This is a genomic window from Stenotrophomonas sp. ATCM1_4, assembly GCF_004348115.1.
Classification (GTDB): Bacteria; Pseudomonadota; Gammaproteobacteria; order Xanthomonadales; family Xanthomonadaceae; genus Stenotrophomonas; species Stenotrophomonas capsici.
Window position 1 is genome coordinate 3,186,517 of the sequence record NZ_QPFB01000001.1, and the last position, 20,995, is coordinate 3,207,511.

Here is a 20,995-nt window from a genome sequence, read left to right on the forward strand (position 1 = left end):
ATAGCCGAGGGTGGTCGCAGTGGCTGCGACCAGCACGGGCCCGGACTCAGTTCAGCAGCGCGCGCGCGGCGATCATCGCCCGGTACTGGCGCGGCGCCATGCCCACTTCGGCTTTGAACTTGCGGGTGAACGCGCTCTGGTCGCTGAAACCACAGGCCTGCCCGATGCTGGCCACGCTGTCCTCGCCATGCAGCAGGTGCAACGCGATCTGGATGCGCAGCCGGGTCAGCACCTGCTGCGGGGTCATCTGGAACACCTTGCGGAACGAGCGCTCCAGCTTGGACAGCGAGAACCCGGTGATGTCCAGCAGGGTCTGCATGCGCACGTTCTCGGCGTAGTGCGTGTTGAGGTAATCCAGCGCCAGCCGCAACGGCTCGTACTGCGACTCCAGCCCGCCACGCTGGCCCAGGTCGCGCGAGATGCCGATCAGGCCGACCACCCTGCCGTCCTCGATGATCGGCCGCTTGCAGGTCAGGCACCAGCCGGGCTGCTGGTTGGCGAACAGCTGCAGCTCCATCACGTTCTCGATCACCTCCCCCCCCAGCACGCGCTGGTCCTGGGCCACGTAGGCCTCGCTCATGCCCACCGGGTACAGCTCATCGGCACGCCGCCCGATCACCTCGCTGCGCGACTTCACGCCGAGCCGCTGCATCATCGTCATGTTGACGTGCGTGTAGCGCCCGTCGGTGTCCTTGGCGAAGAACAGCACGCTGGGAATGGCGTCGAACAGGGCTTCGATTTCGGCAGGGTCAATACGCATCGGGACGACATATGGCGTCGGGGGAAAGCCGACCGGGCATCCGATGATGCCTGATCCGGCATGGAATCCGCAGGGCCAAAAGGCATTCCCGGCGGCGGGGCCGACAGACCGGCCGCCTCAGGCCACCCGTGCGGTCCCTACAGGCAGGATCCAGCTCCAGGCGCACCGCGCCTTGATGGCATGAAATGCCCCGGATGCCGGAACCGGCACAATCCAGGCACCCGAGCTGGGCTGGCCCTGCGGGAAGCACCCTGGCATCACCGGCCGCGGCACTGCCCAATCCCCAGGCCTAGGCCCGCGGACGGCGACGCCCCATCCCATGACCATCCACCGCAAGGCTGCAAACACAAGGCCCCGCTTTCGCGGGGCCTTGGTTCACGCATCAAACGCGGTGACGGGCGATCAGCCCCACGGATCCTGCAGGACCATGGTGTGGTCGCGGTCCGGACCGGTCGACACGATCGAGATCGGGCAGCCTGCCAGTTCCTCCAGCGCGCGCAGGTAAGCGCGGGCGGCCGGCGGCAGCTTGTCCCACTCGGTGACACCGTGGGTATTCTCGCTCCAGCCCGGGAATTCCAGGTACACCGGGGTGCACTCTTCCCAGCCCTGCGCATCCAGCGGGGCGTACTCGGTACGCTTGCCACGGTATTCGTAGGCGATGCAGATCTTGAGCTTTTCCATGCCGTCGAGCACGTCCAGCTTGGTGATGCACAGGCCGGAGATGCCGTTGATGGCCACGGCGCGCTTGAGCGCGACGATGTCCATCCAGCCGCAGCGACGCGGACGGCCGGTCGAGGCGCCGTACTCGGCGCCACGGTCGCGGATGCCCTGGCCGATCTCGTCGTCCAGCTCGGTCGGGAACGGACCGCCACCCACGCGCGTGGCGTAGGCCTTGGCGATGCCCAGCACGTAATCGATCGCATCGGCGCCCACACCGGCACCGGCCAGCGCGCCGCCGACGGTGGTGTTGGAGCTGGTGACGTACGGGTAGGTGCCGTGGTCGATGTCCAGCAGCGCGCCCTGCGCGCCTTCGAACAGCACGCGCTTGCCCTGCTTGCGCAGGTCATGGCAGATGCCGGCCACGTCGGACTTCATCGGCTCGACGTACTCGCCGAAGGCCAGCGCTTCCTGGTAGACGGTGTCGAAATCCACCGGCTCCACGCCCAGGTACTGGGTCAGCACGAAGTTGTGGTAATCCAGTGCCGAACGCAGCTTCTCGGCCAGCTGTTCCGGGTAGTGCAGGTCGGCAACGCGGATGCCGCGGCGCGCCACCTTGTCTTCATAGGCCGGGCCGATGCCACGGCCGGTGGTGCCGATGGCCTTGCCGCCGGCGGCCTTTTCGCGGGCCTGATCCAGCGCGATGTGGTACGGCATGATCAGCGGCGCGGCCGGGGAGATCTTCAGGCGCGAACGCACTTCCACGCCGGCCGTTTCCAGCTCCTCGATTTCCTTGCGCAGGGCGGCCGGGGAAATCACCACGCCATTGCCGATCAGGCACAGCGCGTCATCGCGCAGGATGCCGGACGGAATCAGGTGCAGGACGGTCTTCTTGCCGTTGATGACCAGGGTGTGGCCGGCATTGTGGCCGCCCTGGAAACGGACCACTGCACCGATCTCCTCGGTCAGCAGATCGACGATCTTGCCCTTGCCTTCATCGCCCCACTGGGCGCCGAGAACAACAACTGATTGACCCATGACGGGTAACTCCTGAATTTGCTGCGGCCATCGGGGCCGCGGACGGGGCCGTGCGGAGCCAATGGTCAGCCACAGTGGTGCCCCATCGGGGAGCGCCGGCAAACGTCAAGGCCATACACGGAAAAAGCCGAACGGGACGCTCTGTGAGGAGCAGGCCCGACCGGCTTTTCTGGATTATCCGGGTTTTGCCTGACGGCTACCACCCCTGAAGGTGCATCCCATCGGCGGCAGTGGCCGGTCGTTCAGACCCGGCCCCGTGAACGCAGCCAACCTGCGCCACGTTGCTGCCGGGCATGGCCCGGCGCTACCGGCAGCTGGCAGCACCGGGCCGAGCCTGGTGCTGCCGCAAGGGTCAGCGGTCGTTCTTCAGGTACTGCAGGAACGGGTCGTTCTTGTCGAGCACGATCACGCCATTGCCGTCGGTCATCGAGCCGCGGTAGGCCTCCAGGCTGCGGTAGAACGAGTAGAACGCCGGGTCGGCCGAGCCGGCCTTGCCGTAGATGGCGGCGGCCTGGGCATCGCCCTCACCACGCAGCTGCTGCGCATCGCGCTCGGCCTCGGCCACGATCACGGTGCTCTCGCGGTCGGCCTGAGCGCGGATGGTCAGCGACTGCTCCTCGCCCTCGGCGCGCAGCTTGGCGGCCTCCTGCTTGCGCTGGGCGCGCATGCGCTCGTACACGTCGGTGATCACCTGGCTGTCCGTCGGCAGGTCGATCTGCTTGATGCGCAGGTCGATGATCTGCATGCCGAGCGGCTTGACCGCCTCGTTGATCGCCTTCAGCTGGCCGGCGATCAGCTCGCCGCGGTCACCGGACACCAGTGCCTGCAGGGTGCGCGAGTTGATCTGGTTGCGCAGCGAGTCGGTGATGATCGGCGCAAGGCGGGCATTGGCCACCTTGCCGTCACCGCCGGTGGAGCGGTAGTACGAACGCACGTCGGAGATGTAGCCGATGGCGAAGAAGTCGACGCTGACGTCCTTCTGCTCGGCGGTGAAGTAACGCGCCGGAGCGGTGTCCAGCACCTGGAAGCGGCGGTCGAACACGCGCACGGTTTCCACCAGCGGCACCTTGAAGTGCAGGCCCGGCTTGATGTCCGAACGCACCACCTTGCCCAGGTTCAGCACCATCGCGGTCTGGTCCTCGCGGACCACGTACACCGAGCCCAGCAGGCCCAGCAGCACCACGACCAGCAGGCCGATCACAAATGAATTCTTCATCGGCTGGCCTCCTCACGACTTGCCGAGCGCGAGACCGAGCGGTCCGCGTTGCGAATGCTGTCGGTGGCCGACGGCAGGGCCGGCACGACCATGTCCGGGGTCAGCTGCGGGGCGTTGCCGGCGCCCTTGGCCGCATCGGCGGGCATCGGCACGTAGATCAGCTGGCGGCCATCGCCACCGATGACCTTGCGGTTCTCGGCCAGCACCTGCTGCACGGTTTCCAGCCACAGGCGCTTGCGGGTGACTTCCGGCGCGTTCTTGTACTCGGCCTGCAGCAGGGTGAAGCGGCGCGCGTCACCCTCGGCCTTGGCCACGGCGGCCTGCTTGTAGCCTTCGGCGGTGGTGCGGGCACGCGAGGCCTGGCCACGCGCTTCGGGCACGACCTTGGCCGCGTAGGCCTGGGCTTCGTTGATCAGGCGTTCCTTGACCTGCTGGGCACCGTTGACCTCGTCGAAGGCCGGCTTCACTTCTTCCGGCGGGCGGGCATCAGGCAGGGTCAGCCCGGTCACGCTCAGGCCAGTCTCGTAGGCCTTGAGCGAAGCCTGCAGGCGCTGCTCGGCCACCGAGGCCAGCGGGCCGCGGTTGTTGAGCACGGTGTTCAGGTCGGCACGGCCCACCTGCTCGCGCACCGCACTCTGCGCGGACTGCTCCAGCATCTGGTCGGCATCGACCGTACCGAACAGGTACTGGCGCGGGTCGTCCACGCGGTACTGCACGTTGACCGCCACGTTGACGATGTTCTCGTCGCGGGTGAGCACCGGCACGTTGCTGCTGAAGGTCTTGATCTGGGTGGCATTGACCTTGATCACCGACTCGATCGGCCACGGCAGCTTGAAGTTCGGGCCCGGCTGCAGGATGCGGGAGAACTGGCCGAAGCGCAGCACCACGCCACGCTGCTGTTCGCCGATCAGCTGGAAGCTGGAGAACAGCACCAGCAAGGCCACCACGATCAGTACCCAGCGCCAGATGCCGCCATCAAACAGGTCGCGCAACGGGCCGGGGATGTTGCCGCCCCATCCGTTGCCATTTCCGCCACGTGGCTTGCGCGGGCCGCGGTCGTCCGCGCCCCCACCATTGCCGCCGGGTGTATTCCAGGCCATGCATGCTCCATCTGTAAGGGCCGGGGTGCGGGAGTTCCCGCCGGACCCGGCCATCAATCGAATCCCGATTCTACTAGATGAGGCTGACCTGCCGTTTCGCAACCGCTATCTTGGACATCCCCCGTTCCAGTGCAGGCCGCCATGTCCGTTTCCGCCCCGTTTTCCGCCTTCCGCATCCACAACGACGAGGCGGGCTACCGCAGCGGCCTGGAGCCGCTGGCGCTGGACCAGCTCAGCCCCGGCGAGGTGGTGATCCGTGCCCGCTGGTCCTCGGTGAACTACAAGGACGCCCTGGCCGGCACCGGCAAGGGCAAGATCCTGCGCCGCTTCCCGCTGGTCGGCGGCATCGACGTGGCCGGCGAGGTGGTGGCCTCGACCGACCCGGCCTTCCGCGAGGGCGACAAGGTGCTGACCACCGGCTGCGGCCTGAGCGAGACCCGCGACGGCGGCTACAGCCAGTACGTGCGACTGGAGTCCCGATGGGTGATCCCGCTGCCTGCCGGGCTGGACCTGCGTGAAGCCATGGTGCTGGGCACGGCCGGCTTCACCGCCGCGCTGGCGCTGTTCCGGATGACCGAGAACCGCCAGTCCCCGGCGCTCGGCCCGCTGGCGGTGACCGGCGCCACCGGCGGGGTCGGCTCGCTGGCGGTGGACATCTTCAGCCGGGCCGGCTTCGAGGTGCATGCCGTCAGCGGCAAGGCCGAGGCGGCCGACTACCTGACCGCGATCGGTGCCAGCCAGGTACTGGGCCGCGATGCCTTGGCCACCACCCGGCCGATGGAATCGGCCCGCTTCGGCGGCGGGCTGGACAACGTCGGCGGGGCGATGCTGACCAGCCTGCTGGCCCAGACCAGCCCCTACGGCAACGTGGCCTCGGCCGGCCTGGCGGCCACCGCGGAGCTGGACATGACCGTGATGCCCTTCATCATCCGCGGCGTATCCCTGCTGGGCGTGGCCTCGGCCGGCACCGCCCGGGACATCCGCGAGCAGGTCTGGGCACTGCTGGGCGGGGACTGGAAGCCGCGCCACCTGGGCACCATCTGTACCCGTGAAGTGGGGCTTGGCGAACTGCCGGGCGTGTTCGATACGATGCTCGCCGGCAAGTCCTTCGGGCGCACGGTCGTAAGAATCGACTGACCGCCGTCCTGACCCGGCCCAGACCCGGCGCTGGCGGCTTCACGCCGGGCCCGGGCCGGCACTACACTCGTCGCTGACTCTTGGGGAAGAACATGGCGCGCATCCTGATCGTTGACGATTCGCCGTCTCAGTTGATGGGCATCCAGCGCATCGTAGAGAAGCTGGGGCATGAGACCTTTACCGCCACCGATGGCGCTTCCGGGGTGGAAGCGGCCAAGTCGGTGCTGCCGGACCTGGTGCTGATGGACGTGGTGATGCCGAACCTCAACGGGTTCCAGGCCACCCGCACGCTCAAGCGCGAGGCCACCACCCAGCACATCCCGGTGATCCTGGTGACCACCAAGGACCAGGACACCGACCGGCTGTGGGGCATGCGCCAGGGCGCCAAGGCCTACATCACCAAGCCGTTCTCGGAAGAGGACCTGTCCGCGGTGATCGCGCAGGTGTTCAGCGCCGAGGCCCCGCCGGCCGGCTGACGCCGGAGGGCCGGAACGAAAAAGGCGAGCCGGGGAGCTCGCCTTTTTCGTGCTCGGGGACCGGACGCACCGGCCTCAACTGTCACCGAAGGCCTTGGCCAGTTCCTGATAGGCCTTGCGCTGGGCCTCGGTCGTCGCCACCGGGGCCACCACCTCCAGTTCCACGATCTGGTCGCCATCGGGCTTGCCCGGCAGGCCACGGCCGCGCAGGCGCAGCTTGCGGCCACTGTCCGAATCGGCCGGCACCTTCAGTTCCACCGCCCCGCCCAGGGTCGGCACGCTGATGCTGGTGCCCAGCGCCGCCTGCCACGGCGTGACCTGCAGGGTGTACAGGATGTTGCGCCCGTCCACCTCGAACTGCGGGTGCGAGGCGTATTCCACCTCCAGCATCAGGTTGCCGCCCCCGCTGCCCTGCCCGCCCAGCCGGATCACCTGGCCCGGGCGGATGCCCTTGGGCACGCGCACGTCGAGCTGGCGACCATCGACGGTGATGCGCAGGCTGTCGCCGCTGTACGCCGCCTCCAGCGGCACCGACAGCTTGGCGCGGGTGTCGCGCATCGGTTGCGGACCGGCGCCGCCAAACCCGGGCCGACCACGCGCCCCTGCCCCGCCGGCACCGCGCTGGCGCGCGAACAGGCTTTCGAAGAAATCGCTGAAGCCGCCGCCGGCACCGCCGCCGCCGAACACCTCCTCGAAATCAAACCCCTGGCCGCCGCCGAAGTTGGGCGGTGCCTGGAATTCCTCGCCCGGGCGGTAACCCTGCGCGCGCAGCTGGTCATAGGCCTGGCGCTTCTGCGGATCGCGCAGCGCCTCGTAGGCCTCATTGACCGCCTTGAACTTCTCCTCCGCACCGGCTTCCTTGCTGACGTCGGGGTGGTACTTGCGCGCCAGACGCCGGTAGGCGGTCTTGATCTCGGCATCGCCGGCGGTGGGCTCCACGCCCAGCGTTGCGTAGTAATCCTTGAATTCCATCCATACACCTCTGCAAAAAAGTCAGGCCCGCCACCTTTCGGCAACGGGCCGTCATGCAACCGGCAACCGCCGTGGCCGCCATTCTACCGGGCCACGGCGCTCGTGCTGGTGGAGGCGCACTCACAGGGCCGGGGAAGCGGCCTGGACCTGGATGCGGCGCGGTGCCGGTTCCTCGCGCTTGGGGATGCGGATCTCCAGCACGCCGTTCTGGCTGCGGGCGGCGATGCCCTCGGCGTTGGCGCTGTCCGGCAGGGCGAAGCGGCGATTGAACGTGCCATGGCGTCGCTCGCTGCGCGAGAAGCGGCCTTCCCCGGCGGCGGCCGGTGCGCTGCGCTCACCACGGATCTCCAGCACGCCCTTGTCCATCTGCACCTCGATGCTGGACGGCTCCACGCCGGGGAGGTCGGCCAACAGCACGAACTGCGTCGGCTCCTCGCGGATGTCCACCGCCGGCGCCCAGCCCTGCGGCGAGGTGGCGGGGGCTTCCAGCAACGGGCCCAGCAGATTGCGGATTTCGGACTGCGTCGGCCACTGGCGGTAACGTACGATGCTCATCATGTCCTCCTGAAATGTGGGGGCCCGGACTGCCGGAATGGCGATGCCGTTCCCATGCCCACGAGGTGTTGCGTGAAAGCCGCTTTTTCAAGCTTTTGACGCGGCACTTCCAATCGATCACTAAACTGACATTCAGCACAGGAGTTACTGATGTCCATCCAAGTCGGCGACCGCATTCCCGAAGTCATCCTCAAGCGCCTGCGCGAGGGCCTGGAAACGGTGGATACCCACACCCTGTTCGACGGCCGCAAGGTGGTGCTGTTCGCCGTCCCCGGCGCGTTCACCCCGACCTGCTCGGCCCGTCACCTGCCCGGTTACGTGGAGCACTTCGATGATTTCCGCAGCCGCGGCATCGAGGTGTTCTGCATGGCGGTCAATGATCCGTTCGTGATGCAGGCCTGGGCCCGGAGCCAATCGGTGCCCGATGGCCTGCAGATGCTGTCCGACGGCAACGGCGAGTTCACCCGTGCGCTGGGGCTGGAGATGGACGCAAGCAGTTCCGGCATGGGCATGCGCTCGCGCCGGTTCGCGTTGTACGTGGAAGATGGCGTGGTACGCGGCAGCTATGTCGAGGAACCCGGCCAGTTCGAGGTGTCCTCTGCCGAATACGTGCTCGCCCATCTGCCGGAGTAGTTTCCCCAACAGAAGGAAAGGCCAGCCATGAGCAAGCAGCCAGCCGCGAAGCCGAGCAAACCCACCGCCCCGACGCCCGGCTTCACCGACCGCAAGACCCTGCGGGCCAACGCGCGCAAACGCATGGAAGACGGTGCGGTGACGCCCAGCTACAGCGCCGACCGCACCACGGTGATCAAGCTGCTCAACGATGCGCTGGCCACCGAATGGGTCTGCGTGCTGCGCTACTACCGACATTACTACATGGCCAAGGGGATGCTGGCCGACACGGTGAAGGCCGAGTTCCTGGAACACGCCCAGCAGGAGCAGGCGCATGCGGACCTGCTGTCCAACCGCATCGTGCAACTGGGCGGTGCACCGGACCTCAACCCGGACACCCTCACCGCGCGCTCCCACGCCGAGTACAAGGAAGGCGGCAACCTGCGCGACATGGTCCGCGAGAACCTCATCGCCGAGCGCATCGCCATCGACAGCTATCGCGAGATGATCAACTTCATCGGCGACAAGGACACCACCACCAAGCGCATCCTGGAGCAGATCCTGGCGCAGGAGGAGGACCATGCCGATGACTTCGCCGACATGCTGGACGGCTGGATAGGCGAGTAACCTCGGCAGCAGCGGCCTCGCTTGCGACGCCATGACCGCCTGGCGGTCCGGGACTTCGCGGGCAAGGTCGCTCCTGCCGGCTAGTGGACGACGCGGAAGCGCACGCGTGCCCAGCTGCCGTCGTCCGACAGGGCGGTGAGCGTGTGTTCGCCGGCGTCCTCGAAGTCGCGCATGAACACCCGCGCGCCCTGGGTCTGGGCAATCCAGCGGCCATCGAGCAGCCATTGGACGGTGGCATCGCTTCCCAGTGCGCGCAGTTGCAGGCGCGGACCATGCGTTGCACCCGGTGGCCGGGCCAGCGTGGACTGGTCATTCAGGCCGTCGATATGCAGTACGCCACGCGATTGGCGGCCATCGTCCGGGCAATCGGCCGCAAGCACCGGCAACTGCTGTGCCTGCCGTTGCACGGCCGACAACCACGGTGAAGCCAGTGCCGGCCAACGGGCGATCTCGCGTTGCTCACGGGCCGGATGGCCGTCGCAGTCCACCGATACCCGCTGCCCGGTCACTGCATCCACCTCGAAGCGCAGGCGACCGGATTGCCACAGGCGGGCATCGCGTTCGGCGAAGGTCGGCGGCACCACTCCGTCGAGCACCATCGCCGGGAACCGCCGGTGACACATCGATGGCGGGGTCTGCTCGGCGGCGATGCCCAGCGGCCAGCAGATGTCCATTTCAGTGACGCTGGCCGGTGCCGTCCGGGTGGCGTTGTCGCCCGGTTGGCGCGGCAGGCTGTCGATGACCTCGAACATCAGCGGCAGCGCGGTGACCGCTCCGTACTGGCCGGGCAGCGGCGTGCCGTCGGGCCGGCCGACCCACACCCCCACGGTGTACTGGCGGGTACCGCCGATGGCCCAGGCATCGCGGTAACCAAAGCTGGTGCCGGTCTTCCATGCCACGCGCGGGCGGCCGCCGGTGTCGAAGGTGCCCACGCCGTACCCCGGGCGCGGGTTGGATTCGAGGATGTCACGCACGATCCATGCCGCGCCTTCGGACATCATCCGCCGCTCGAGCCGGGGATCGTCCGGCGTGTAACGCACGCGCCCGGCGATGCCACCGCGGTTGAACGCCGAGAAGGCACCGACCAGCCCCTCCAGCTGGGCACCGGTGCCGCCCAGGATCACGGCCAGGTTCGGCTTGGCCCCATGCGGGAAGCGCAGCGTGACCCCTCCGTTGGCGAGCCGGGCGGTGAAGCGCGCCGGGCCGACACGGTCGAGCAGGTCCACCGAGGGCACGTTCAACGACAGGCGCAATGCGCTGGCCGCACCAATGGGGCCATTGAACGCGGCATCGAAGTTGCCCGGGCGATAGCCGCCGAAACTCTGCGGCGCATCCACCAGCAGGCTCTCGGAGTGGATCAGGCCATCGTCCAGCGCCATGCCGTACAGGAACGGCTTGAGCGTGGAGCCGGGGGAGCGCCAGGCCTGCACCATGTCCACGTGCCCCAGCCGCGCCTTGTCACCGAACGCGACCGAGCCCACGTAGGCACGGGCCTCCAGCGTGGTGTTGTCCATCACCAGCAGCGCGGCGGAGGTGCGCTCGGGCAGCTGCGAGAAGTACGCCGCCACGCGCTCCTCCAGCGTGCGCTGCAGGCCCGCGTCGAGCGTGGTCTGGATATGCGCGGCGCGCGGTTGCGCCGCATGCAGGCGCTGGGCCAGCAGCGCCGCGTACAGCGGCTGCTTCAGCGAGCGCGCAACGACCGGCTCGATGCGCGCATCGGCGACCTCGTCGGCCGACCACGCGCCGAGTTCGGCCATGCGCGCCAGCACCTTGTCGCGGGCCCGTCTTGCGGCCTCGGGATGGCGGTCCGGACGCAGCCGGCTCGGTGACTGCGGCAGCACCGCCAGCAGTGCGGCCTCGGCCTGCGACAGGTGCGCGGCGGACTTGCCCAGGTAGGCCCAGCTGGCCGCCTCGACGCCTTCGATGGTGCCGCCGTAGGGCGCGCGCTCCAGGTAGAGGTCGAGGATCTCGGCCTTGCTCAGGTGCACCTCCAGCTGCACCGCACGCAACAGCTGCTTGAGCTTGCCCCATGGCGTGCGCGTATGCGGGTCGAGGATGCGCGCGACCTGCATGGTCAGCGTCGAACCGCCGGAGACGATGCGCCGCTCCAGCACCATCTGCCTGGCCGCACGCAGCAGCGCCCAGGGGTTGATGCCCGGATGCCGCCAGAACCAGCGGTCCTCGTAGGTCAGCAACGCCTGCAGGTAGAGCGGCGAAACCGTCTTCGCGTCGGCCGGATAGCGCCAGACGCCTTCGGCATCGGCGAAGGCGCGCAGCGGCGTGCCGTCGGCGGCGACGACCAGCGTACTGGTCTCCCGCGACCGCGGCAGTGGTGGCGGAAAGGCCAGGTCCAGCACCAGCAGCAACGCCAGCAATGTGGCGGTGCCCCAGCGCAGCAGGCGCAGGGTGCGGGGAGAGCGCAGGCGCTTGCCAAGCTGCTTCAGGCGCGGGAAGCGCGTGTTCACTGGTGCGTGTTCTTCAATCGTGACCTTGGGGAGCAGGAGCGACCCCGGGCGCGAAGCCGGGCATTCCCGGCCTCGCGGCGGAAGCCGCTCCTGCCGTGTTGCGCAGGCGCGGCGGGGTCAGGGCTGTACCACCGTGATCGTGGTCGGGGTGGAGCGACCCACGCCGCGCAGGTCGGGGCGATACATGTCCTCGGCCAGCGGCGGCGGCACGGTATAGGTACCCGGGCTGACCGCACGGACGAGGTAGAACACGTTCGCGGTCCGGCCGCGCGACAGGTTCACCGCCGCCACGTAACGGTCGTCACGGAACTCCTCGTGCTTGATGTCGGCGGCGCTGCCACGGTCGCTGATCTCCACGCCATCCACCACCACGTCGGCCCATTGCTTGGCATCACCGAGGTTGAAGTTCTCGATCTCCAGGCCTGCCGGCAACAGGTCGGTCACCAATGCCTCGGGCATCGCGGTATTGGCGGTCACGCTCAGGCGCACGATCAAGGCCTCGCCTTCCTTCAACGGACGCGGTGTCCACGGCTTGCCGTCGGTGCCGTACCAGGTGCGCTCGATGCCGATATGGCGGTTGTCCGGCGCCGGTGCCTGGCGCGGGATGCCGGCCACGTCCAGGCTGGCGAACATCGGGGCCTCGCCCTGCGGCGAGAAGCGCACGCCTTGCGCCAGCTGGGCTGCATCGAACACCCGGCCGAACGCCTTGCGCGCGTCGATCGCCTCGCGGCGCTCACCCACGGCCAGCTCGCCGGACACCAGCTTCTTCTGGTTGACCATCAAGGCCTTGCCCAGGCGTGCCAACGCCACCTGCTCCTGCGTGCTCAGCCACAGCCAGCCGCTGTTGCGACGGGCCTCCAGCTCGCGGCCCATGGACACTGCACGTGCGTCGTACTCGGGCTTGGCCAGGCCACGCTCGTGGGTCAGTGCGATCATCAGCGCATCGTCACGCAGCACGCTGCCGTAATCGCCGAAGTAGGACGGACGGTCATTCGTAGCCTTGGCGAAGCCGGCGGCAATCGCGGCCTGGCCGCGCTTGCCATCGCCCTGCAGCGACAGCGCCACGCCCAGGTGCACCAGCGACAAGCCGGACACCGCCTTGCTGCGCTCGTTGTCCCACAGCGTGCGCAGGGTTCCCAGCGGCGCGCGGTTGACCCGCGCCAGCACATAGCCCGAATAGGCCTGGTTGGCGAACTTCAGTGCCTCCCGGTTGTCCTGCCCGTAGAACTGGTTGCCACCGCTGAGCAGGTCTTCGCTGATCCGGTCCAGCGCTTTCTGCAGCACGTTCTCCGGCACCGCGAAGCCGGCGTCCTTGGCATCGAGCAGGAACTCGGCAATGTACGGGGTCAGCGCCGGGTTGATGTAGTCGTCGTTGCCCCACATCGAGAAGTTGCCGTTGGCCACCTGCATCGATGCCAATCGGCCGAACGCACCTTCCATGCGCTCGCGGCGCGCCTTGGCATCCAGCCCATCGGCGCCGAGCATGGCCGAGGTGGCCTGGTCGAGCATCAACGCGGCGTAGCCCTTGCTGGTGGTCTGCTCGGCGCACCCATACGGATAGTTGAGCGCCCCTTGCAGCGCAGAGGCGAACGGGATCGGCGGCAGCGCGCTGACCAGCATGCGGGCGCTGACCGAGTTGCTCATCAGGCCATCGATGAAGCTGCTGTCCAGGGTGACCGGTGCCAACGGATCGAGCGTGCGGGTCTGCGAGCGCAGCACCTGCGGCCAGGCCGCGCGCACCGGCAGGTCATAACGCCGGTCGACCTTGAAACCGTTGCCGTCCACGCGCACCCGCACCTTGGCCACGCTGTAGCCTTCCTGCGCGGTCAACGGGAAGCTCAGGGTGCTCTTGGCATCCGCGCCCAACTGCACCGAGCGCGAGGACTCGGCGATGCCCAGCGGGCCTTCGCCGTCCACCCGTACCGTGAACTGGCCGGGCTTGCCGGTGAAGTTCTGCACGTCGAGGGTGACCATGCTGCGGTCGCCCGGCGCCATCACCCGCGGCATGCTGGCCTCGGCCAGGATCGGCGCGCGCACCAGCGTCTCCACGTCGCGGTTGCCGTAACGCTGGTCCGAATAGACCATCGCCGACACCCGCAGGGTGCCGTTGAAGTCCGGCACGTTCAGTTGCACCCGCGCATTGCCCTTGGCGTCCAGCGCGACCGGCCCGGAGAACAGGTCAACGGTCTGCACCCGCGCGGTCGGCCGTTTGGCCTGCGGCAGCGCCGCCAGGGCCATGTCGCCACCGAACTTCAGCTTGCCGGTGTTGCCGTCGAAGCTCTCGATCACGCGCCCGTAGATGTCATACGCATCCACGCCCAGGCGTCGCTGCGCGAAGAAATGCGCCGGGGCATCCGGCACCGGGAAACGGGTGATGTTGAGGATGCCCACGTCCACCGCCGAGACGGTGACATGGGCCGGCTTGCCGGCCAGCTCCGGCGCACTGACGGTGACCGTCATCGGCTGTTCGGGACGCATCTGCCTGGGCGCCACCAGGCCCACCGCGACGCGGCGGTCGCTGCGGTTCATCGGCACGTGGGCCACGCCCACGGCACGCGCCGGGGTGATCTTGCTCGGCGCGCTGCCGCCGCGGAACACCAGCGCGGTGACGTAGACGTCGTGGCGCTCCCAGTCGGCGGTCACCGGGATTTCGAAGGTGCTGCCCGGCTTGGCGTCGATGTCCTGGACATAGATCATCTTGTCGCTTTCGACCATCAACAGGCCACGGCCGGCATGCGGCGGCGTCACCGTCACCTTCAGCGTGTCACCGGCGCGGTAGCTGGTCTTGTCCAGCGCCAGCTTGACCTTGTCGGGGCGTGCGTCCATGCCGCGGTTCTCGTCCTCCCAGCTCCAGCCGGCACTGAACGGATAGCGCGTGGTCAGGCCGGTGGCGGGATCGAACACGTCCACCCGGTAATCACCCCATTCCACCGGGAAGTCGAAGCGGGCCGCGGTGGTGCCGGCATCGAGGGTGCGGGTTTCCTTGTTCTCGAAGCGACGGGTGAAGTCGTAGTCCCAACGGTTGTCGGTGTAGGTCCAGTGGTAATCGCGCAGCTCGCGTACCAGCGTGACCTTCAGGCCCTTGCCCGGCTGCGGATTGCCCTCGGCATCCACGCGCATCAGCTCGAAGCGCGCATTGGCGTTGGCGTCGGCACCGTCCTTGTCGTCGAACAACGGGCGCACCGCCACCAGTGCCGGGGCCGGCCACAGCACGCGCTTGAGCGTGCGGGTGACGGTGCGGCCGCCGGTCTCGTAGACGCTGCCCGACACCACCGCCGCCACCGTCGTCCCCTTGCCGACCTCGGCCGGCAGCGGGATGTCCTGGCGCAGCTTGCCATCGCCGGGAAGGGTGGTGTCGATCACGTCGTTGGCCTGCCGCGGCAGCTCAACGGTGGGATCGCCGAAGAACCAGCCCGGCATCGCCTCGACCGGATGCTGTTCCACCGCCACCGCCAGGCGCGCGGTGAAGCGGTTGCCGTCGGCCGGAGCCCCGTACAGGTAGGCCGCGTCGGCCTGCAGCTTGAGCGGCTCGCCCGGCTTGAGCGTCTTCTGCGCGCTGTCCAGGTCCAGCTTCATGCGTTCGGGCAGGAACTCCTCGATGCGCAGGGTCATGCCCTGCACCGCTTCCTTGCTGGCCGGGTCGGTGCGGAACTCCACCTGCCAGCGGCCGGTGGGCGCCTCGACCGGGATCACCTGCTCGAAGGAGAAATAGCCCTGCTCGCCCGCCTGCAGGCGGGTTTCGCGGAAGGTCTTGCCGTCGGGTTGCTTGAGCCGCAGGAACACCGGCAACCCGCCATTGGCCGGGGCCGGCAGCGGCTTGCCGTCGTTGTCACGCAACAGCGCGGACACGCGCACCGTCTCGCCGGGGCGGTACAGGTCACGCCCGGACCAGGCGAATACATCGAAGTTGGCATTCTGGCGGCCGGCCACCGCGAACTCGCTCAGGTCCAGCGCCGGCTGGTTGAACGGCAGCATCGTGGTATCGCTGCCGCTGGAAGCCACCAGCACCTGGGTGGCATCGAGCGTGTAGTTGAGCAACGCGTTGCCGTTGCCGTCGGTCTGCCCCCTCAGGATCACCTCGCCCTTGGCGTTGATGACCTTCAGGTCGACCTTCCTGGCCGGCGTGCCATCGGCCAGCGACGCGGTGTGGACGAACAGCGTGTCCTTGTAGGCGCGGGTGTGCAGGCCGATGTCGCTGACGGAGAAGAACGCGGTGTCGTACTCGCCGCCGAAGCTGCCGGTGCGCTTCATCACCGCGAAGTACAGGCCCGGCTGCTGCAGTTCCTTCACTTCCTGGATCGGCAGGTAGGTCAGTACCCGCTCGTTCTGCTTGCCACCCAGCACGAAGCGGTTCATGTAGACCGGCTCGGCCAGCTGCGACAGCGGCGTATTGTCGCTGTACTCGCTGTCCAGCTCCCAGCTGCCACGACGGCCGCCACGCTGGTACTGGGCAAAGAAGCTGGGCAGCTCGGATTCGCGCACGCGCAGGAATTCGACGTCCACCTCCGGCACGTTCACCGACACCACCGGCAGGCCGCGGCTCTCCTTGGCCGGCAGCACGCTGCCCTGCGAGGCGAAACCGACCGCCGGCTCCATCTCGCCGCTGAACACCTTCTGCTTCACCTCCGTGCCCAGCCGGCTGCCATCGGCGGCCAGCAGGTCCGGCGAAATGATCAGGGTGTACTCCTTGGCCGGCTCCACGTAGGGATAGCGCAGGGTCTTGCCGTCATCGGACAGCGACCAGCTGCTTTCCTCGGTGCCGACCTTCTCCTCGAAGCGCAGCAGCTTGTCGAAGTCCTGGGTGCCGACCAGCGGCCGCGAGAACTCCACCGCCAACGCCATCCCGTCACCGCGCTGCTGGTCCGGATAGGCCCGCAGCATGACGAAGCCCTTGACCTCCTCGCGCTTGGCCTGGATGGCCTCGCCACTGGTGCCGGGCAGCTGCCCGGTCTCGTTGCGCTTGCATCCTGCAATCAAGGCAATCGCCGCCAGAACCAGCGCTGCCCCCCGCAATCCCCACGACTTCCTGTTGCCCATGGCGTCCTCCTGCAGATGGCCGGAGTATACCCAGCCATCGGCATGGACCTTGTGTACAGGTCAGCCCAATCGCCGCCCAACAGGCACAGGCAACGAGGGTGATGGGGCCGCCGCCCTCAGAATATATCGCCCGGCACCCGCACCCAGCCTTCCATCAGGATGCGCGCGCTACGGCTCATCACCGCCTTGGTCACGGTCCACTGGCCATCGACCTGCGCCACCTCGGCGCCGACCCGCAGCGTGCCGGACGGGTGGCCGAAGCGCACCGCGTTGCGCTGTCCGCCACCGGCGGCCGCGTTGACCAGCGTGCCCGGCACCGATGCCGCGGTGGCGATGGCCACCGAAGCGGTGCCCATCATCGCGTGGTGCAGCTTGCCCATCGACAGGGCGCGGGCGTTGAGGTCGATGTCACCGGCCTTGATCGGCTTGTTGCCGCTGGACACGTAGTCCTGTGGCGGCGCGACGAACACGATCTTCGGCGTGTGCTGGCGCTTGAGTGCTTCCTCCGGCGAGGCGATCAGCCCCATGCGCAGCGCACCGGCGACGCGGATGGCTTCCAGCCGGGCCAGCGCCGCCTTGTCCTCGTTGATGGCCGGCTGCAGCTCGGTGCCGGTGTAGCCGATGTCGGCCGCGTTGACGAACACGGTCGGGATACCGGCGGTGATCATCGTGGCCTTCAGCGTACCGACACCCGGCACCTCCAGGTCATCGACCAGGTTGCCGGTCGGGAACATCGCACCGCCGCCCTCGCCTTCGTCCTCATCGGCCGGATCGATGAACTCCAGCACGATCTCCGCCGCCGGGAAGGTCACCCCATCGAGTTCGAAGTCACCGGTTTCCTGCACCTGGCCGTTGCTGACCGGCACATGCGCGATGATGGTCTTGTTGATGTTGGCCTGCCAGATTCGCACCGCGCAGACGCCGTTTTCCGGAACACGGGCCGGATCGACGTAGCCGGCATGCAGCGCGAACGCGCCGGCCCCGGTGGACAGGTTGCCGCAATTACCCGACCAGTCGACGAAGTCGGTGTCGATCGAGACCTGGCCATAGAGGTAGTCCACGTCGTGGTCGGGCCTGCTGCTTGGCGACAGGATCACGCACTTGCTGGTGCTGGAGGTCGCCCCGCCCATGCCATCGATCTGCTTGGCGAACGGATCGGGCGAGCCGATCACCCGCTGGAACAGGCGGTCGCGTGCCGCGCCGGGCACCTGCGCGCTGGCCGGCAGGTCTTCGAGGCGGAAGAACACGCCCTTGGAGGTGCCGCCGCGCAGGTAGGCGGCGGGGATTCTGATCTGCGGAACATGGGACATGACTGGGTTTCCTGACGTGCATCAACGACAAGGGCAGAAGCGGCTGCCCTCACCCCAACTCATCTCCCGCCGGCGGGAGAGGGGCTTCAAGCAAAGCCGCATCGAGGGGCTTCACGCAAGGCCGCATCGGGCGGCTTCAAGCAAAACCCCGCCGAGGGCTTGAAACATCAACTGGCAGAAGCTTCCAGGAAGTCCTGCGCGAAGCGTTGCAGGACGCCGCCGGCTTCGTAGATGGCCACTTCCTCGTCCGAATCCAGACGGCAGGTGACCGGCACGTTCACCGTGCTGCCGTCCTTGCGGTGAATCACCAGCGTCAGATCGGTACGCGGCTGGCGCGCGCCGATGACATCGAAGGCTTCGGTGCCGTCAATGCCCAGCGTGTTGCGGTCGGTGCCCGGCTTGAACTCCAGCGGCAGCACGCCCATGCCGATCAGGTTGGTGCGGTGGATGCGCTCGAAGCCTTCGGCGGCGATGGCCTCCACGCCGGCCAGGCGCACGCCCTTGGCGGCCCAGTCGCGCGAGCTGCCCTGGCCGTAGTCGGCACCGGCGATGATGATCAACGGCTGCTTGCGCTCCATGTAGGTTTCAATGGCTTCCCACATGCGCATGACCTTGCCTTCCGGCTCCACGCGCGCCAGCGAACCCTGCTTCACGCTGCCATCGTCGTTGCGCACCATCTCGTTGAACAGCTTCGGGTTGGCGAAGGTGGCGCGCTGCGCGGTGAGGTGGTCGCCGCGGTGGGTGGCGTAGGAATTGAAGTCTTCTTCCGGCAGGCCCATCTTGGCCAGGTACTCACCAGCCGCGCTGGAGCGCAGGATCGCGTTGGACGGCGACAAGTGGTCGGTGGTGATGTTGTCCGGCAGCACCGCCAGCGGGCGCATGCCCTGCAGCGTACGCTCACCGGCCAGCGCGCCCTCCCAGTACGGCGGGCGGCGGATGTAGGTGCTCTGCGGGCGCCAGTCATACAGCGGGCTGACCGGCGCGCCGTGCTCGACGCGCACGTTGAACATCGGGCTGTAGACGCTGCGGAACTGCTCCGGCTTGACCGCCGCCTTCACCACCGCGTCGATCTCGGCATCGCTCGGCCAGATGTCCTTCAGGCGCACGTCGTTGCCATCGGCATCCACGCCCAACACGTCCTTCTCGATGTCGAAGCGCACCGTGCCGGCGATCGCATAGGCGATGACCAGCGGCGGCGAGGCCAGGAAGGCCTGCTTGGCGTACGGATGGATGCGGCCATCGAAGTTGCGGTTGCCCGACAGCACCGCGGTCGAGTACAGGTCGCGGTCGATGATTTCCTGCTGGATCTTCGGGTCCAGCGCGCCGCTCATGCCGTTGCAGGTGGTGCAGGCGAAGGCGACGATGCCGAAGCCCAGCTTCTCCAGCTCCGGCAGCAGGCCGGCTTCCTCCAGGTACAGCTGCACCGCCTTGGAACCCGGCGCCAGCGACGACTTCACCCACGGCTTGCGCAGCAGGCCGCGCGCATTGGCGTTGCGCGCCAGCAGGCCGGCGGCGATCACGTTGCGCGGGTTGGAGGTGTTGGTGCAGCTGGTGATGGCGGCGATGATCACCGCGCCATCGGGCATCAGTCCCTGGGCTTCCTCGTTCCTGCCGCTTTCCAGCTTGGCTTCGTCGGCGATGCCGCGCTCGGCCAGGTCCGACACCGGCAGGCGCCGATGCGGGTTGCTCGGGCCGGCCATGTTGCGGACCACGCTGGACAGGTCGAACTCCAGCACGCGTTCGTACTGGGCGGTGGCCAGCGCATCGGCCCACAGGCCGGTGGTCCTTGCGTAATTCTCGACCAGCGCCACCTGGGCTTCCTCGCGGCCGGTCAGGCGCAGGTAATCCAGGGTCTGCTGGTCGATGTAGAACATCGCCGCGGTGGCGCCGTACTCCGGGCACATGTTGGAGATGGTGGCGCGGTCACCGATGGTCAGCGCCGCCGCGCCTTCACCGAAGAACTCCAGCCATGCGCCCACCACGCGCTCCTTGCGCAGGAACTCGGTCAGGGCCAGCACCACGTCGGTGGCGGTGATGTTGGGCTTCGGCTTGCCGGTCAGCTTGACGCCGACGATGTCGGGCAGGCGCATCCACGACGCACGGCCGAGCATCACGTTCTCTGCTTCCAGGCCGCCCACGCCGATGGCGATCACGCCCAGCGCATCCACGTGCGGGGTGTGGCTGTCGGTACCCACGCAGGTATCCGGGAACGCCACGCCGCCCTGCTGGTAGATCACCGGCGACATTTTCTCCAGGTTGATCTGGTGCATGATGCCGTTGCCCGGCGGGATCACGTCCACGTTCTCGAAGGCCAGCTTGGTCCAGTCGATGAAATGGAAGCGGTCCTCGTTGCGACGGTCCTCGATGGCGCGGTTCTTCTCGAACGCCTGCGGGTCGAAGCCGCCGCATTCCACCGCCAGCGAGTGGTCCACGATCAGCTGCACCGGCACCACAGGGTTCACCTTGGCCGGGTCGCCGCCCTTGTCGGCGATGGCATCGCGCAGGCCGGCCAGGTCGACCAGCGCGGTCTGGCCGAGAATGTCGTGGCAGACCACGCGGGCCGGGAACCACGGGAAGTCGAGGTCGCGCTTGCGCTCGATCAGCTGCGTGAGCGAATCGGTGAGCATGGCCGGGTCGCAGCGGCGCACCAGGTTCTCGGCCAGCACGCGCGCGGTATACGGCAGCGTGGCATAGGCACCGGGCGCGATCGCATCCACAGCGGCCTGTGCGTCGAAGTAGTCCAGCGTGCTGCCGGGGAGATGCTTGCGGTAATCGGTGTTCATGGCTGGCCTGTGAGGGTCTGGGCTTGCTGGTGTGCTTTGGGTTGTGCGCGAATGCAGCAAACCCACAGCAGCACATGGAATCTGAGGTATCCCTTCTCCCGTGTGCGGGGGAAGGTGCCCGGAGGGCGGATGGGGGGAGCTTTGCTCTTGCTCTTGCTCTTGCTCTTGCTTGAGCTCCAGCTTTGCTTCGCTTTTTTTTACGGGCTTGAAGCTTGCTCCACGTGCCAGGAGCCTCCCCTCACCCCAACCC

Annotated in this window: 13 protein-coding genes and 1 pseudogene; 4 read left to right on the forward strand and 10 right to left on the reverse strand. The window is 67.9% G+C overall.

From position 1 onward, the window contains the following. Positions 1-46: 46 nt before the first annotated feature. The 4 genes from ATCM_RS14700 to hflK form a co-directional block, all read right to left on the reverse strand. Positions 47-760: an AraC family transcriptional regulator gene (locus tag ATCM_RS14700; RefSeq protein WP_132865227.1), complete on the reverse strand. Its 714-nt coding sequence runs from the start codon at positions 758-760 to the stop codon at positions 47-49. Between the two features lie 402 nt (positions 761-1,162). Beyond that, positions 1,163-2,455, reverse strand: a complete 1,293-nt coding sequence (locus ATCM_RS14705; protein WP_132865228.1) for an adenylosuccinate synthase — start codon at positions 2,453-2,455, stop codon at positions 1,163-1,165. A gap of 352 nt (positions 2,456-2,807) precedes the next feature. Then, entirely contained in the window at positions 2,808-3,671 is an 864-nt protein-coding gene (locus ATCM_RS14710) for a protease modulator HflC (protein ID WP_132865229.1), read from the reverse strand. Then, entirely contained in the window at positions 3,668-4,771 is a 1,104-nt protein-coding gene (gene hflK, locus ATCM_RS14715; protein WP_132865230.1) for an FtsH protease activity modulator HflK, read from the reverse strand. The genes ATCM_RS14710 and hflK overlap by 4 nt, the downstream gene beginning before the upstream one ends. Before the next feature lie 141 nt (positions 4,772-4,912). Between hflK and ATCM_RS14720 the strand changes: the two genes are divergently transcribed. Further along, the gene (locus ATCM_RS14720) at positions 4,913-5,908 is read left to right on the forward strand and encodes a YhdH/YhfP family quinone oxidoreductase (protein WP_132865231.1); all 996 of its coding nucleotides are present in this window, start codon (positions 4,913-4,915) and stop codon (positions 5,906-5,908) included. A gap of 92 nt (positions 5,909-6,000) precedes the next feature. Continuing rightward, positions 6,001-6,384, forward strand: a complete 384-nt coding sequence (gene pilH, locus ATCM_RS14725) for a twitching motility response regulator PilH (RefSeq protein ID WP_132865232.1) — start codon at positions 6,001-6,003, stop codon at positions 6,382-6,384. Positions 6,385-6,459: 75 nt separating this feature from the next. Here pilH and ATCM_RS14730 read toward each other — a convergent pair whose 3' ends face one another. After that, on the reverse strand, positions 6,460-7,356 hold the full coding sequence (locus tag ATCM_RS14730) for a DnaJ C-terminal domain-containing protein (RefSeq protein ID WP_132865233.1): 897 nt from the start codon (positions 7,354-7,356) through the stop codon (positions 6,460-6,462). A gap of 120 nt (positions 7,357-7,476) precedes the next feature. After that, positions 7,477-7,911: an Hsp20/alpha crystallin family protein gene (locus ATCM_RS14735; protein WP_132865234.1), complete on the reverse strand. Its 435-nt coding sequence runs from the start codon at positions 7,909-7,911 to the stop codon at positions 7,477-7,479. A gap of 150 nt (positions 7,912-8,061) precedes the next feature. Here ATCM_RS14735 and ATCM_RS14740 point away from each other — a divergent pair, with 150 nt between their 5' ends. Beyond that, positions 8,062-8,544, forward strand: coding sequence for a peroxiredoxin (locus ATCM_RS14740; protein WP_132865235.1), 483 nt, complete (start codon positions 8,062-8,064; stop codon positions 8,542-8,544). 27 nt (positions 8,545-8,571) lie between these two features. Further along, on the forward strand, positions 8,572-9,150 hold the full coding sequence (locus tag ATCM_RS14745; protein ID WP_132865236.1) for a ferritin-like domain-containing protein: 579 nt from the start codon (positions 8,572-8,574) through the stop codon (positions 9,148-9,150). Positions 9,151-9,230: 80 nt separating this feature from the next. Here the strand turns inward: ATCM_RS14745 and pbpC are convergent. The 4 genes and pseudogenes from pbpC to acnD all read right to left on the reverse strand — a co-directional run. After that, positions 9,231-11,546, reverse strand: a pseudogene (gene pbpC / locus ATCM_RS14750) (penicillin-binding protein 1C); the annotation flags it as partial. 186 nt (positions 11,547-11,732) lie between these two features. Then, on the reverse strand, positions 11,733-16,652 hold the full coding sequence (locus tag ATCM_RS14755; RefSeq protein WP_132865238.1) for an alpha-2-macroglobulin: 4,920 nt from the start codon (positions 16,650-16,652) through the stop codon (positions 11,733-11,735). A 116-nt stretch (positions 16,653-16,768) separates the two neighbouring features. Next, positions 16,769-17,962, reverse strand: coding sequence for a 2-methylaconitate cis-trans isomerase PrpF (gene prpF / locus ATCM_RS14760; protein WP_132865239.1), 1,194 nt, complete (start codon positions 17,960-17,962; stop codon positions 16,769-16,771). Positions 17,963-18,129: 167 nt separating this feature from the next. After that, positions 18,130-20,745, reverse strand: a complete 2,616-nt coding sequence (gene acnD / locus ATCM_RS14765) for a Fe/S-dependent 2-methylisocitrate dehydratase AcnD (protein ID WP_132865240.1) — start codon at positions 20,743-20,745, stop codon at positions 18,130-18,132. Between the last annotated feature and the right edge of the window lie 250 nt (positions 20,746-20,995).

Excerpts from the sequence above, each read along its gene's own strand:
- ATCM_RS14710 (WP_132865229.1), bottom strand. The coding sequence starts at position 3,671 with ATGAAGAATTCATTTGTGATCGGCCTGCTGGTCGTGGTGCTGCTGGGC.
- ATCM_RS14730 (WP_132865233.1), bottom strand. The coding sequence starts at position 7,356 with ATGGAATTCAAGGATTACTACGCAACGCTGGGCGTGGAGCCCACCGCC.
- prpF (WP_132865239.1), bottom strand. The coding sequence starts at position 17,962 with ATGTCCCATGTTCCGCAGATCAGAATCCCCGCCGCCTACCTGCGCGGC.
- ATCM_RS14735 (WP_132865234.1), bottom strand. The coding sequence starts at position 7,911 with ATGAGCATCGTACGTTACCGCCAGTGGCCGACGCAGTCCGAAATCCGC.
- ATCM_RS14755 (WP_132865238.1), bottom strand. The coding sequence starts at position 16,652 with ATGGGCAACAGGAAGTCGTGGGGATTGCGGGGGGCAGCGCTGGTTCTG.
- pilH (WP_132865232.1), top strand. The coding sequence starts at position 6,001 with ATGGCGCGCATCCTGATCGTTGACGATTCGCCGTCTCAGTTGATGGGC.
- hflK (WP_132865230.1), bottom strand. The coding sequence starts at position 4,771 with ATGGCCTGGAATACACCCGGCGGCAATGGTGGGGGCGCGGACGACCGC.
- acnD (WP_132865240.1), bottom strand. The coding sequence starts at position 20,745 with ATGAACACCGATTACCGCAAGCATCTCCCCGGCAGCACGCTGGACTAC.
- ATCM_RS14700 (WP_132865227.1), bottom strand. The coding sequence starts at position 760 with ATGCGTATTGACCCTGCCGAAATCGAAGCCCTGTTCGACGCCATTCCC.
- ATCM_RS14705 (WP_132865228.1), bottom strand. The coding sequence starts at position 2,455 with ATGGGTCAATCAGTTGTTGTTCTCGGCGCCCAGTGGGGCGATGAAGGC.
- ATCM_RS14720 (WP_132865231.1), top strand. The coding sequence starts at position 4,913 with ATGTCCGTTTCCGCCCCGTTTTCCGCCTTCCGCATCCACAACGACGAG.
- ATCM_RS14745 (WP_132865236.1), top strand. The coding sequence starts at position 8,572 with ATGAGCAAGCAGCCAGCCGCGAAGCCGAGCAAACCCACCGCCCCGACG.
- ATCM_RS14740 (WP_132865235.1), top strand. The coding sequence starts at position 8,062 with ATGTCCATCCAAGTCGGCGACCGCATTCCCGAAGTCATCCTCAAGCGC.